Source organism: Kitasatospora sp. NPDC058190, assembly GCF_042883685.1.
In the GTDB taxonomy this organism is placed as follows: Bacteria; Actinomycetota; Actinomycetes; order Streptomycetales; family Streptomycetaceae; genus Kitasatospora.
Genome location: NZ_JBHVVI010000001.1, coordinates 107,532 through 119,558, shown reverse-complemented (window position 1 = coordinate 119,558; position 12,027 = coordinate 107,532). Strand labels below are relative to the sequence as shown.

At 69.7% G+C, this 12,027-nt stretch carries 10 protein-coding genes, 1 tRNA gene and 1 pseudogene; 4 read left to right on the top strand and 8 right to left on the bottom strand.

Annotated features, from left to right (window positions below):
- Window positions 1-21 precede the first annotated feature (21 nt).
- Both ACFVWU_RS00530 and ACFVWU_RS00525 read left to right on the top strand, forming a co-directional pair.
- Window positions 22-1,140, top strand: a complete 1,119-nt coding sequence (locus ACFVWU_RS00530; RefSeq protein ID WP_387613488.1) for a nucleotide disphospho-sugar-binding domain-containing protein — start codon at window positions 22-24, stop codon at window positions 1,138-1,140.
- 148 nt (window positions 1,141-1,288) lie between these two features.
- Window positions 1,289-2,065, top strand: coding sequence for a tyrosine-type recombinase/integrase (locus ACFVWU_RS00525; RefSeq protein ID WP_387613485.1), 777 nt, complete (start codon window positions 1,289-1,291; stop codon window positions 2,063-2,065).
- A gap of 266 nt (window positions 2,066-2,331) precedes the next feature.
- Here ACFVWU_RS00525 and ACFVWU_RS00520 read toward each other — a convergent pair whose 3' ends face one another.
- The 4 genes from ACFVWU_RS00520 to ACFVWU_RS00505 form a co-directional block, all read right to left on the bottom strand.
- The gene (locus tag ACFVWU_RS00520; protein ID WP_387613482.1) at window positions 2,332-2,676 is read right to left on the bottom strand and encodes a DUF6086 family protein; all 345 of its coding nucleotides are present in this window, start codon (window positions 2,674-2,676) and stop codon (window positions 2,332-2,334) included.
- Between the two features lie 14 nt (window positions 2,677-2,690).
- The gene (locus ACFVWU_RS00515; RefSeq protein WP_387613480.1) at window positions 2,691-3,899 is read right to left on the bottom strand and encodes a WXG100 family type VII secretion target; all 1,209 of its coding nucleotides are present in this window, start codon (window positions 3,897-3,899) and stop codon (window positions 2,691-2,693) included.
- Complete coding sequence (locus ACFVWU_RS00510; RefSeq protein ID WP_387613478.1) at window positions 3,899-4,231, bottom strand: hypothetical protein; 333 nt, start codon at window positions 4,229-4,231, stop codon at window positions 3,899-3,901. Before ACFVWU_RS00510 ends, ACFVWU_RS00515 begins: the two co-directional genes overlap by 1 nt.
- 468 nt (window positions 4,232-4,699) lie before the next feature.
- Window positions 4,700-4,773, bottom strand: a tRNA-Gly gene (locus ACFVWU_RS00505).
- Between the two features lie 282 nt (window positions 4,774-5,055).
- Between ACFVWU_RS00505 and ACFVWU_RS00500 the strand changes: the two genes are divergently transcribed.
- Both ACFVWU_RS00500 and dcd read left to right on the top strand, forming a co-directional pair.
- Window positions 5,056-5,277 carry a hypothetical protein gene (locus tag ACFVWU_RS00500; protein WP_387613475.1) on the top strand — a complete coding sequence of 74 codons (222 nt, stop codon included), beginning with the start codon at window positions 5,056-5,058 and terminating at the stop codon, window positions 5,275-5,277.
- A 72-nt stretch (window positions 5,278-5,349) separates the two neighbouring features.
- Entirely contained in the window at window positions 5,350-5,925 is a 576-nt protein-coding gene (gene dcd, locus ACFVWU_RS00495; protein ID WP_387613472.1) for a dCTP deaminase, read from the top strand.
- A 67-nt stretch (window positions 5,926-5,992) separates the two neighbouring features.
- Here dcd and ACFVWU_RS00490 read toward each other — a convergent pair whose 3' ends face one another.
- From ACFVWU_RS00490 to ACFVWU_RS00475, 4 genes and pseudogenes are all read right to left on the bottom strand, one after another.
- The gene (locus tag ACFVWU_RS00490) at window positions 5,993-6,883 is read right to left on the bottom strand and encodes a metal-dependent hydrolase (RefSeq protein WP_387613469.1); all 891 of its coding nucleotides are present in this window, start codon (window positions 6,881-6,883) and stop codon (window positions 5,993-5,995) included.
- A gap of 86 nt (window positions 6,884-6,969) precedes the next feature.
- On the bottom strand, window positions 6,970-7,992 hold the full coding sequence (locus ACFVWU_RS00485; RefSeq protein WP_387613466.1) for a Yip1 family protein: 1,023 nt from the start codon (window positions 7,990-7,992) through the stop codon (window positions 6,970-6,972).
- Between the two features lie 181 nt (window positions 7,993-8,173).
- A pseudogene (locus tag ACFVWU_RS00480) lies at window positions 8,174-9,247 on the bottom strand (sugar phosphate nucleotidyltransferase); the annotation flags it as partial.
- Between the two features lie 290 nt (window positions 9,248-9,537).
- Window positions 9,538-11,766 (bottom strand): (Fe-S)-binding protein, encoded by a 2,229-nt coding sequence (locus ACFVWU_RS00475; RefSeq protein ID WP_387613463.1) that lies wholly within the window; start codon window positions 11,764-11,766, stop codon window positions 9,538-9,540.
- Between the last annotated feature and the right edge of the window lie 261 nt (window positions 11,767-12,027).

The following is a 12,027-nucleotide window of genomic DNA, read 5'->3' as shown; positions in this document are numbered from 1 at the left end:
TTCACTGGCAAGGAGTAGACCATGCGCATACTCTTCACCGGCCCCGCCTCGGCCGGCCACCTGTTCCCGATGGTGCCCACCGCGCAGGCGCTGCGCGCCGTCGGGCACGAGGTCCTGTTCGCCTGCGGGCAGCCGCTCGACCAGCTCCGCAGCGCGGGCTTCCCGGTCGTCGAGATCGGCGACGGCCGGCACCTGCGGGAGATGTTCGAGGAGCGGCTCGACGGCAAGGTCGAGTACGTCAACCGGGACAAGTCGCAGGAAGAGATCTTCGACCTGGCGGCCGCGATCTTCGCGCACGCCTCCCGCCCCGCGGTCGACCAGCTGCTGGAGATCACCAGCGACTGGGGCGCCGACCTGCTCGTCCACGACTCCTTCCACGCCGCTCCCCCGCTGGTGGCGGCCCTGCTCAAGATCCCGTCGGTGGTCCACAACTTCGGGGTCAGCACCGGCCTCCCCATGGTCGACCTGCTCGCCTCCCGCGTCACCGACCTCTACGAGCGGCACGGTCTGACCGGGCCGGCCACTGCCACCGCGCTCAACGTCGGCCCGCTCGGCGGCGACCCGGACGGCCTGCGGATGCGCTACATCCCCTACAACGGCGGCGGCATGGTCCCGACCGAGTTCCTCCGCCCCGCCGACCGCCCGCGGGTCGTCGTCACTCTGGGCACCGTCCTCGCCGAGCTCGACGGCGTCCGGGCCGTCGTCCGCATGGTCGAGGCCGCGGCCGAGGTCGACGCGGACTTCCTGCTCGCCGTCGGCGACGCCGACCTCGCCCCGCTCGGCACCCTGCCCGCCAACGTCCGCGGACTGCCCTGGGTCCCGCTCAACGAACTGCTCAGCCGCGCCGACGCGCTGATCCACCACGGCGGCTCGGGCACCATGCTGACCGCCCTTCAAGCCGGCCTGCCCCAGCTGCTCCTCCCCCAGGGCGCCGACCACTACAACAACACCGAGGCCCTCACCGCCACCGGCGCCGCCCTGAGCTCCGCCTCCGACGCCGTCGACACCCCCCTCCTCAACCGCCTCCTCACCGACCCCGCCCTCCGCACCGCCGCCCGCCGCCTCCAGGCCGACAACGCCGCCCTCCCCACCCCCGCCGCCCTCGTCCCCACCCTCGAATCCCTCACCACCGCCCACTGACCCCCACCGGGCCACCGTCGGTAACCGCCCGTATGCGGGCAAGGGAAACGCCGCAGGTCAATGACCTGCGGCTTTTCCGTATGGAGCGGGCGACGAGAATCGAACTCGCGCTCTAAGCTTGGGAATCTTTGGGCCTCCGGGCCGCAAAGTGGCCCTGACCTGTGCCGATACCAGTGCAACCAGCCTTTCGGACACCCAGCGCAGACCGCTGCTGTCCACCGACCCCTGTCGCATCAAGGGCGGCGGCAAGGAGAAGGCCGCCGAGCGCCCCCACGCGACCATCGAGCAGGTCCTCCAGCTCGCCGAGCTGATGGGCCCGCGCTGGCAGCTGATGGTCTTCGTCGCCGCCTTCATGGCCCTGCGCCCGGAGGAACAGGCCGAACTCCGGCGCCGCGACGTCGACCTGGACAAGGGGATCGTGTGGATCCGCCGCGCCGCCCCCGAACTCTGCACCGGCGAACGCGCCGTGGGCGACCCCAAGTCCGACGCCGGCAAGCGCGCGCTCCGCATCCCGACCGAACTCCTCCCTGAGTTCGAGCGGCACCTGCGCTGGTACGCGCAGGACGGCGAGGACGGCCTGTTGTTCGTCGGCGAGCGCGGTGCCCCGTTCCGCCGCTCGACCTTCGGCCGCAAGTGGCGCAAGGCCCGCGCGAAGCTCGGCATGGACGGCTTCCGCTTCTACGACCTGCGCCACACCGGCAACGTCCTCGCCGCCAACACCGGCGCCAGCCTCCGGGACCTCATGGCCTTCATGGGCCACAACTCCCCTCGCGCAGCGCTGATCTACCAGCACTCCACCGAGGAGCAGCAGACCAAGATCTCCAACGGCATCAGCGCCGCCGTCGTCGACATCCGCAGCGCCCGGCGCAAGCGAACGACGGGCGATCGCGAGGCCCACGAGACGCTCTGGGAGGAAGCGGAGTAACAACATGAGTACCCGGGCCAACGACCCAGCTGGCGGTTGTTGCCCGTGAGGCGTGGCCCGCCCAAACCATCCGTTGGCTCAGCCGACCCGCGCCAACTAACAGACCTGCGCAGCGCTGTGTGCTGCGGCGCCCGGTACGACCGTTCCTGGCACCGCAGCACACTCCTCCGCGTTCCCGGTACCGACCCATCCGGTGGAAATGGCCGACGAGTGCCAGCGGCAGAGAGAGATAGCCGAGGGCGCTCCCGCGACCAGTCCGGTCCCGTTCAGCGCGGCATCGACCTCGCGTGCTCCTGGCGCAACTGGGCCCAGGCCGCGACCTGGTCCGGCTCACCGGACGGAAGCTGCCCGCCACCCCGCTCGACCAGAACCGACGCCGTAGCGATGAACCCCACCGTGAGCGATCGGAGGATTGGGTGGGTCGCCTCCTGGTACCGCCGCACGAGTTCGGCGATAAAGGCCTCCAGAACCGGGATATCGAGTTCGCACTCGTCCTCGATGATCTCACCGATTCCCGAATGCAGCCCGAAAGCAGATGCCACCGCCGCCGCCTCTCCGGTGAACAGCCTGGCCACCGTGTTCGACGGATCCCACACGATCTCGTCCCCCACCTGGAAAGTACAACTCACTGCGCCCACCTAACTGATACATCCACGCCCGGATTGGCGGCTTTCCAATCCTCGACAGCTTGTTCAACCGCAGCCCTGAACTGGGGTGTTGCTCCCGGCTCCGTGAAGTCCATGCCAAGTGGGGCATTCTCGTAACCCTCAAGATAGGGACGAGCGCGGACATAGGAGTCGAGCTTCTTGACGACATTCTTCTGCACCCACTTCTGGGGGTCCATCCGCGGGTCCTGGCCAGTGGCTGTCTTCTCCTCCCAGAGGGTTCCGTTCTCCACCCGATCGATATCGGTGATCGTATCCGAAAGATCAGAGGGATTGTCGACAACGTAGTTGGTGTCACCCTCCTGAGGAGGCCGGACGCGATTCGAGACGGGCTCGCCGCCGGTGTCTCCCCCACCACCGCCACCACCTCCGTCGGAGTTCATGTTGACCCGATCCGGACCAGCCGCGTCATGCATGATCGTGTTCAGACCAACGCCGGCCATCCCGAGACCGCCGGTGATGGCCACGGCTGAGATGACGTTGACCGGCACACCCAGCACCGCCCCGATACCCGTGACGTCGAGAGCGAAGCCGCCGATCTCGCCGCCCGCGCCGAGCACCGCCAGGCCGAGCCCTCCTGCCAGCTGGAGCACAGCACCCGGGTCATGCACCATGGCGTTGCCCACCGACGCGAGGTCGCCAAGAACCACCTCTCCGGCCTTCTCGACGAAATGCCCGGCATCGGAGAAGAACCCACCGATGTCGTCGCCCAGACGGGACCAGAAACCCGGCTTGGGCGGCGCCAGGTCACGGGCCTTCCCAACTTTGGAAGCTGCACTATCACCAGCAGATGACAGCTGTTCTCTGGCACCGCGCAGCGTTTCACCCGCGGCTGCCTTATCGCCGGAGTTCCACTGGCTGACCGCTGTGGCCGCCTGGGCCTGTGCCCACACCAGAGTCGAGACATAGCTCTTGAGCGCGTCTGCGGCATCGTGAAATGCGTCGCCAGCTTGGAGCCACTTTCCCGGCTGCCCATGGAATGCGTGGCGGAATGCGTCTCCGGCGTCTCCACGCCAGCCGTCAACCGTGTCGATCCGTTGGAGTCCGGCTCCTGCCTGATGCAGGTGGTCTCCGTAGGAACGCAGTTCGGCCTCGGTCGCGTAGATCGCCGCCGGACTTCCGGGGACCAACGACTTCGGATCGCTCGTGGTGCCGAGTTCGGCCGCCATCAGCGCACTCCGGGATCGGTCCCGGGAGCGGTCACCATGTTGCCGCTCTGCACGACATGCTGGTGTGCGTCCTGCTCAGCCTTGGTGTACGCATTCACACTGAGCGTCAGCCGACTTCTGATCTCCTTGCCGTCCTTGGCAAGGTTGTCCACACCACGATTCCATCGACTCAGGAAATCGGACAGCGTGCTCGCCAGGTGGCCATGACCGATCGCCGACGAGTCATGGGGTATGTCGGCAACCTTCCGCCGGCTCACCTGCTCGAGAGTGCCATTCACGCCTGCGGCCGCGTCCCGTAACGCACCCAGATCTACCGAGTAACCATCTTGCACCGCATCCCCCTTGCACTCTGCCGGCATCACATCCCGCCCCGGCCGCTGTGGAACCCACCGCGCCGACCTATCCCATCCTGCGATGGGACGAACAAATCTTCTATCGATCAACTACCAAATAAAGGTCAAGAGTTGTGAATCAGCGCACCGATCAGGACAGCGGCGGGAGGCGGCAAGCCGCGCCCCTGCCTTCCACGGCACACAGGCCCGACGGCTCGGCTCGCCACGGTGACAAGTCGCTTCTCCCCGAGCAGAAGATCGCCGCCAGCAGGGGCTCAGCTCACTGCTGCTGCCGCCTCCATCGCTCCGAAAGCCGCCCTGCGGCTCGGCCTTCCAGGCGCGCGGCGATCGGAAGACGCGTGACTTCAAAGATCGCCCAGCCGCGTTCTGGCACGGATCTGGCACGGTGGGGGTGGATTGGTCTAGACAATGCGAAAGCCCCAGGTCGTTGACCTGGGGCTTTGCCGCTGGAGCGGGCGACGAGAATCGAACTCGCGCTCTAAGCTTGGGAAGCTCATGTTCTACCATTAAACTACGCCCGCCTGATGAGCCGTCAGAGACCGCTCGATCCAGTGTCACTGTACCCCATCCGTGACTGTGGTTGCACAGCCGGTCCGAGGCCGTGGCGGAGCGGGGTGGGGGTGGGCGGGGGGCGTACTGTTTGGGCCGCGTGCGAATGCTCCGGTGGGCGTGGGGTCGGGGCGGCGAGCCATGGTGTGGAATGTCCGGAACATCCCCTAATGTGACGCTGTCTCGGGGCCTGGCCGGCCGCCGGGGCGCGATGAGTACGGGTGAGTACTGGGTTAGGGATGGGAAGGGGATCGATGGAGCAGCGCGCCGTCGTTCGTTGTGCCGAGGGGCACCTGTTCAGCACCACCACGTTCCCGATGCAGAACCTCGGTCCCGGGCGGCTCGGGCCCGGGCGGTTGATCCGCTGTCCGCAGTGCGGACGGCTCCGGAGCTCGGTGCTGGCCGACGCACGGGAGCTGTCGACGGCGCAACTGGCGCGGGCGATGCGGACGGAGGCCGCGGAGTTCCTGGCCTGACGGCCGTCGGAAGGACGTAGCGGGCCCCGGGCGGATTCGTCCGGGGCCCTGTCGTGCACGTAACCTCGAAGCGTGCTGCTCTCTGACAAGGACATCCGGACCGAAATCGACCTGGGCCGGGTCGGCATCGACCCGTTCGACCCGGCGATGATCCAGCCGTCGAGTATCGACGTGCGCCTCGACCGCTTCTTCCGCGTGTTCGAGAACCACAAGTACCCGCACATCGACCCCTCCGAGGAGCAGCCGGATCTGACCCGGCTGGTCGAGCCGGACGGCGACGAGGCGTTCATCCTGCACCCGGGCGAGTTCGTGCTGGCCTCGACGTACGAGGTCATCACGCTGCCCGAGGACGTGGCCTCCCGGCTGGAGGGCAAGTCGAGCCTGGGCCGGCTGGGCCTGCTCACCCACTCCACGGCCGGCTTCATCGACCCCGGTTTCAGCGGCCACGTGACGCTGGAGCTGTCGAACGTCGCGACGCTGCCGATCAAGCTGTACCCGGGGATGAAGATCGGGCAGCTCTGCCTGTTCCGGCTCTCCTCGCCGTCGGAGCACCCGTACGGCTCCGAGCGCTACGGCTCGCGCTACCAGGGCCAGCGCGGCCCGACGCCGTCCCGCTCCTACCTGAACTTCCACCGCACCGAGGTCTGATCCCGGCAGAGTGCACGCACGGCGGGCGGCCGCCCCTCACCGCGAGGGGTGGCCGCCCGCGGCGTTCTCAGGCCCGCTTGGGGCTGGTGACCGCGACCAGCTCGGTGCCGTCCTCGGACAGCCGCAGCTCGGTGCGCAGTTCGGCGAGCTCGCCGAGGTGGTGCAGGTGCGTGCCGCCGCAGAAGATCTGCGCGCCCCCCTCGGGCAGTTCGCAGTGCCACTGGCGGCGGGCGGTGAGCTCGGGGCCGGGGACCTCGATCCGGACCGGCGCGTCGGCCGCGACCCAGGCCGCGAGCCGCGCGTTGACGGCCTCGGTGAGGGCGGGCAGGGCGTCGGCGAGGGCGGGGAACTCCTCGGTGGCGTCCGCCGTGAAGCCCTTCTTCTTCAGCGACTTGCCCAGCCGGTAGGTGTCGGTGCTGGCCTCGGTGTCCATCACCGAGCTCGCCATCGCGAGGCTGTCGAAGTCGGGGTTGCCGAAGGCGTCCGAGCGGCCCGGGTCCTTGCGCCAGCGCGGGGCGAGCGCGGCGTTCAGGGCGAGGGCGAGCAGGTGGCAGCCGCTGTGCGAGGCGCTCAGGGCGGCCCGGCGCCCGGCGTCGACGGCGAGGGTCGCGGTGCGGCCCGTGATGTCGCCGGGGTCGGTGTCGAGGACGTGCAGGACCAGCCAGGACCACGCCTCGTCCCCGCGCTTCACCGGGATCTCGGCGCCGACCAGCAGCGCGCCGCCGTCCGGGCCGACCGCGCCGGTGAGGCAGTCCACCACGGCCAGCTCGGCGCCGTCGACGGTCAGGGTGCCGTGGTCGGCCGGCTGGTCGGGCCAGGTGTGGTCGAGCGGGTGGAACGGGGTCGTCCCGGTCACCACGGCGTACCGGCCGTCGGCCAGCGGGTGCACCGCGAGCACCGGGGACTCTCCGGTCACCGCCCCGGCCGGGAAGCTGACGTGGGTGGTGGGGAGGGTCATGGCTGGCTCCGGTGGCTGTGGACGAACGAGGTCGAGCGGGCCCTGGCCTACCGGCCCGACCCGCCCACCATTCTGCCTCCCGCCCCTCAGCCCAGGGTCGGCAGCTTGATCAGCACCAGCAGCGCGACCAGCTGCACTGCCGCGGCCGCCGCCGCCTTGCCCCAGGGCAGGTCGTGCAGCCGCCGGACCATGCTGGTCAGCAGGTACGCGCAGAACATCCAGGTGGCCCAGCCGACGACCTGGACCACCGCGCTGCCGGAGGGCAGCACCAGGTCCAGCAGCAGCCGGGGGGCGTCGGTCAGCCAGCCGACCAGCGCGGCCAGGCCGACCGTCGACTTCCACGGGCCGTCGCCGCCGAGCTGGCGGGCCAGCGCGTAGGTGACCGCGCCGAAGATCCCGCCGGCCAGGGTGAAGCCGACGGCGGCGGCGAACAGGCCGGTCAGCGCCACGGAGAAGGTCGAGTTGACGATGTCGTCGTGGGTCAGCCCGATGGCGAGCACCGCGAGCGCGCCGTACAGCAGCGAGACGGTGAGGGCGGGCAGCCAGACCTGGTGGTCGCGGGTGCGGTCGAAGATCGCGGTCGGGCTGCGGAAGAGGCCGGTGAACAGCTCGCGCCACTGCGGCCGGGGCCCGGCGACGTGCGGCGCGGACTGGCCGCCCGCCCGGTAGACCGCGACGTTGTCCTGGCCGTACGGCGGCTGCGGCTCCTGGCCGTACGGCGCGTGCTGGTCCTGGCCGTACGGCGGCTGCTGCCCGTAACCGTCGTCGTAGTGGCCGGGACCCGGGCCCTGGCCGTACCAGCCCCGGTCCTGGCCCGGACCGGGCTCGTGACCGTACGGCTGCTGCCGGCCGTACGGGTCGCCGACCGGGAAGGAGCGGGTGCTGCCCGGCCGGTCGGCCGCGTACGGGTCGTACCCGTCGCCGACCGTACCGCCGGGACCGCCGGCAGGACCCCCCGGGCCACCGGCCGCCGTCGGGTGCGGGGCCGTGAAGTACTCCGGCCCGTCCGGCTGCCCGTGCCCCCCGGGCGCCCCCGCCGACGGCGGGGCCGACCATCCGCCGTGCGGGCGGTCGGCGCCCTGACCGCTGTCGTATCGATTACCAGCCACGCTCCGAAGGTACCCGTCCGGCCCAACGCGCGTCGGCCCCGGACGGAGCCGGGGCCGGTTTGCAGCGAGCCTGAGACGAACGGGTCCGAAAGCCCCCGGGATGTCGCTACCGCTGGGCGGTGACCGACGGCCCGTGCACCGCGGCGGCCGCGCTGGTGCCGGCCGGGCAGCCGCCCGGGCCGGCCGAGACGCGCACCGCGCCGACCGGCAGCAGGGTGCCGCAGGCGACCCGGATGCCGCTGGGCAGCTCGTTGTCGGACTCCACGATCGCGCCGTCGCCGATCACCGCGCCGTCCAGCGCCGAGCGGTCGCCGACGGTGGCGAAGGCGCCCACGATCGAGTCCTTGACCAGGGTGTCCGGGCCGATCACCGCGCCGGGCAGGATGACGCTGCCCTCGACGATCGCACCGGCCTCGATCACCGCGTCCTCGGAGACCACGGTGCCGCCGCTGAGCACCGCGCCCGGGTGGACGGTGGCGCCGGGCAGCAGCAGGGCGTCGCCGGTCGGGCCGGGGACGGCCGGGGAGTCGACCTTGCCGAGCACCAGGTCGGCCGAGCCGCGGACGAACGCGGCCGGGGTGCCGAGGTCCAGCCAGTACGAGGTGTCGACGACGCCGCGCAGCAGCGCGCCGGTGGCCAGCAGCTCGGGGAAGGTCTCGCGCTCGACGGACACCTCCCGGCCGGCCGGGATGCGGTCGATGACGGAACGGGTGAAGACGTAGCAGCCGGCGTTGATCTGGTCGGTGACGATCTGCTCCGGGGTCTCCGGCTTCTCCAGGAACTCCAGCACCCGCCCGTTCCCGTCGGTCGGGACGAGGCCGAAGGCGCGCGGGTCCTCGACCCGGGTGAGGTGCAGGGTGACGTCGGCCCCGGCGGCCACGTGGCCGTCGCGCAGGGCGGCGATGTCCAGCCCGGAGAGGATGTCGCCGTTGAAGATCAGGACCGGCTCGTCCGGCCCGCAGGTCAGCCCGGAGGCGGCGTTGCGGATGGCCCCGCCGGTGCCCAGCGGCTCGCGCTCGGTCAGGTAGACCAGCTCGATGCCGTACGGGGTGCCGTCCTGGAAGTGGTCCTCGAACACTTCGGCCAGGTACGAGGTGGCCAGCACCACGCGGGTGACCCCGGCTGCGGCGGCACGGGCCAGCTGGTGCGCGATGAACGGGACACCCGCCACGGGCAGCATCGGCTTGGGGGTGTGGGTGGTCAGCGGACGCAGTCGCGTGCCCTTACCACCGACGAGCATGATCGCCTCGGTCATGGTCTGCGCTGTTCCCCTTGTGGTCTCTGCGGCCCGGCCCGGCGGGCCGATACCTCCGTCGGTCTTCTGACCCGTCCGGAACGGGTCGACCGGCCTCGCGGCCGGTCCGGCGCCTACTGTATTTCCTTCCGACCGAATGCCCGTCCGGCGGCCGTGCGATCGATGTCACCCTCCGCCCGGCCGCCCGGCCCCGGGGCCCCGACCGGGGGCGCCAAAAGCCCGGCCCGGCGGGCGCGTTGGCGGCGTCCACCGGGCCGGGCGGTTGTAGCAGAACTGTCGAACAGCGGTCGCTACGCGTCCACCGTCGCGGGCTCCTCGGCCTCGGCCGGCGGGGTCGCCTTCACCGAGTCGAGCAGCAGCTGGGCCACGTCGACCACCTTGAGGTGCTCCTTGGCCGCGCCCTCGTTCTTCTTGCCGTTGACCGAGTCGGAGAGCATCACCAGGCAGAACGGGCAGGCGGTGGAGACGATGTCCGGGTTGAGCGACAGCGCCTCGTCCACGCGCTCGGTGTTGATCCGCTTGCCGATGCGCTCCTCCATCCACATCCGGGCACCGCCGGCGCCGCAGCAGAAGCCGCGCTCCTTGTGGCGGTGCATCTCCTGCTGGCGCAGACCGGGGACCTTGTCCATGATCTCGCGCGGCGGGCTGTAGACCTTGTTGTGGCGGCCCAGGTAGCAGGGGTCGTGGTAGGTGATCAGGCCCTCGACCGGGTTGACCGGGACGAGCTTGCCCTCGTCGATCAGGTGCTGCAGCAGCTGGGTGTGGTGGATCACCTCGAAGTGCCCGCCGAGCTGCGGGTACTCGTTGGCGATGGTGTTGAAGCAGTGCGGGCAGGTGGCCACGATCCGCTTGGTCGGGGCGTCCTCCAGCGCGGCGTTCAGCGTCTCGACGTTCTGGGCGCCGAGCATCTGGAACAGGAACTCGTTGCCCAGGCGGCGCGGGGAGTCACCGGTGCAGGTCTCCTCCTTGCCGAGGATCGCGAACTTCACGCCCGCGGTGTGCAGCAGCTCGGCGAAGGCCTTGGTGGTCTTCTTGGCGCGGTCCTCCAGGGCACCTGCGCAGCCGACCCAGTAGAGGTACTCGACCTCGGCCGGGTCGATGTCCTCGCCGATCACCGGCACCTCGATGCCGGTCTCCTTCTTGAGCTCCTTGACCCAGTCCAGGCGGGCCTTGGTGGCCATGCCCCACGGGTTGCCCTTGTTCTCCAGGTTCTTGAGCATCGTCCCGGCCTCGGTCGGGAAGTTGCTCTCGATCATCACCTGGTAGCGGCGCATGTCGACGATGTGGTCGATGTGCTCGATGTCCACCGGGCACTGCTCGACGCAGGCGCCGCAGGTGGTGCAGGACCACAGCACGTCCGGGTCGATGACGCCGTTCTCCTCGGCGGTGCCGATCAGCGGGCGCTCGGCCTCGGCCATGGCGCTCGCCGGGACGTCCTTGAGCTGCTCGGCGGTGGCCTGCTCGGTGCCCTCCATGTCCTTGCCGCCACCGGCCAGCAGGTACGGCGCCTTGCCGAAGGCGTGGTCCCGCAGGCTCATGATCAGCAGCTTCGGGGAGAGCGGCTTGCCGGTGTTCCAGGCCGGGCACTGCGACTGGCAGCGGCCGCACTCGGTGCAGGTGGAGAAGTCGAGGATGCCCTTCCAGGAGAAGTGCTCGACCTGGGAGACGCCGAAGACGGCGTCGTCGGCCGGGTCCTCGAAGTCGATCGGCTGGCCGCCCGAGGTCATCGGCTGCAGCGCGCCCAGCGCGACGGCACCGTCGGCGTTGCGCTTGAACCAGATGTTCGGGAAGCCCAGGAAGCGGTGCCAGGCCACGCCCATGTCGGTGTTCAGCGAGACCGTGATCATCCAGATGAAGGAGACGGAGATCTTGATCATCGCAACCAGCCAGAGCAGGTTGTGCAGGGTGCCGACGCTCAGTCCGGAGAACAGCTTCACCAGCGGGTACGAGACCACGTACGCGACCGAGTAGTGGTCGACACCCAGCTGGGCGCCCTCCAGGCCGCGCAGGGTCAGGATGGCCGCGCCGATGACCAGGATGACCGCTTCGATGAAGTACGCGAAGCCCATGTTGGAGCCCGCGAAGCGGGACTTGCGGCCCGCCTTGTTCGGCAGGCTCAGCTGGCGGATCACGGTCAGCACCGCGATGCCGAGGAAGGTCACGAAGCCGAGCAGTTCCTGGAACACCAGGTACGGCGTCCAGTCGCCGACGATCGGGACCTCGAAGTCCGGGTCGAAGAGCTGACCGAACGCGCCGACCAGGGTGAGGATCAGCGCGTAGAAGCCGACCGCGACAGCCCAGTGGGCGACGCCGACGACGCCCCACTTGTTCATCCGGGTGTGCCCGAGGAACTCACGGATCAGGGTCACCGTGCGGGCCACCGGGTCGTTGATCCGCGCGCCCTTCGGGACGGGCTGGCCGAGCCGGACGAACCGGTAGATCTGCGCGATGGCACGAGCGAACAGCGCTACGCCGACCACGGTCGTGCCCAGTGAGATGACGATCGCTGCTAGCTGCATCCGGCTTCTCCGTACTCCAGCGGCGGTGAAGGTATAGGTCGGTCAAGTGTACTCGTGGGTAACTTAACCACCCACCGGCCGGACCTTACCGCCCGTTAGCGCCGATTCAGAAGGTGCTCAAGATATGGCGGCAGTCACGTAAGGCCATAGTCATCCATTCGGAGCAAAACGGAAGAGGGGAATCACCGCCGCAGCAAAGTTGAGCCAGGACAGCTCAAGGCTGTTGACTCGTTCGTGGACCTCGTGCATGCTTGAGCCCGT

Excerpts from the sequence above, each read along its gene's own strand:
- ACFVWU_RS00490 (WP_387613469.1), bottom strand. The coding sequence starts at position 6,883 with ATGACCCTCCCCACCACCCACGTCAGCTTCCCGGCCGGGGCGGTGACC.
- ACFVWU_RS00475 (WP_387613463.1), bottom strand. The coding sequence starts at position 11,766 with ATGCAGCTAGCAGCGATCGTCATCTCACTGGGCACGACCGTGGTCGGC.
- ACFVWU_RS00515 (WP_387613480.1), bottom strand. The coding sequence starts at position 3,899 with ATGGCGGCCGAACTCGGCACCACGAGCGATCCGAAGTCGTTGGTCCCC.
- ACFVWU_RS00530 (WP_387613488.1), top strand. The coding sequence starts at position 22 with ATGCGCATACTCTTCACCGGCCCCGCCTCGGCCGGCCACCTGTTCCCG.
- ACFVWU_RS00500 (WP_387613475.1), top strand. The coding sequence starts at position 5,056 with ATGGAGCAGCGCGCCGTCGTTCGTTGTGCCGAGGGGCACCTGTTCAGC.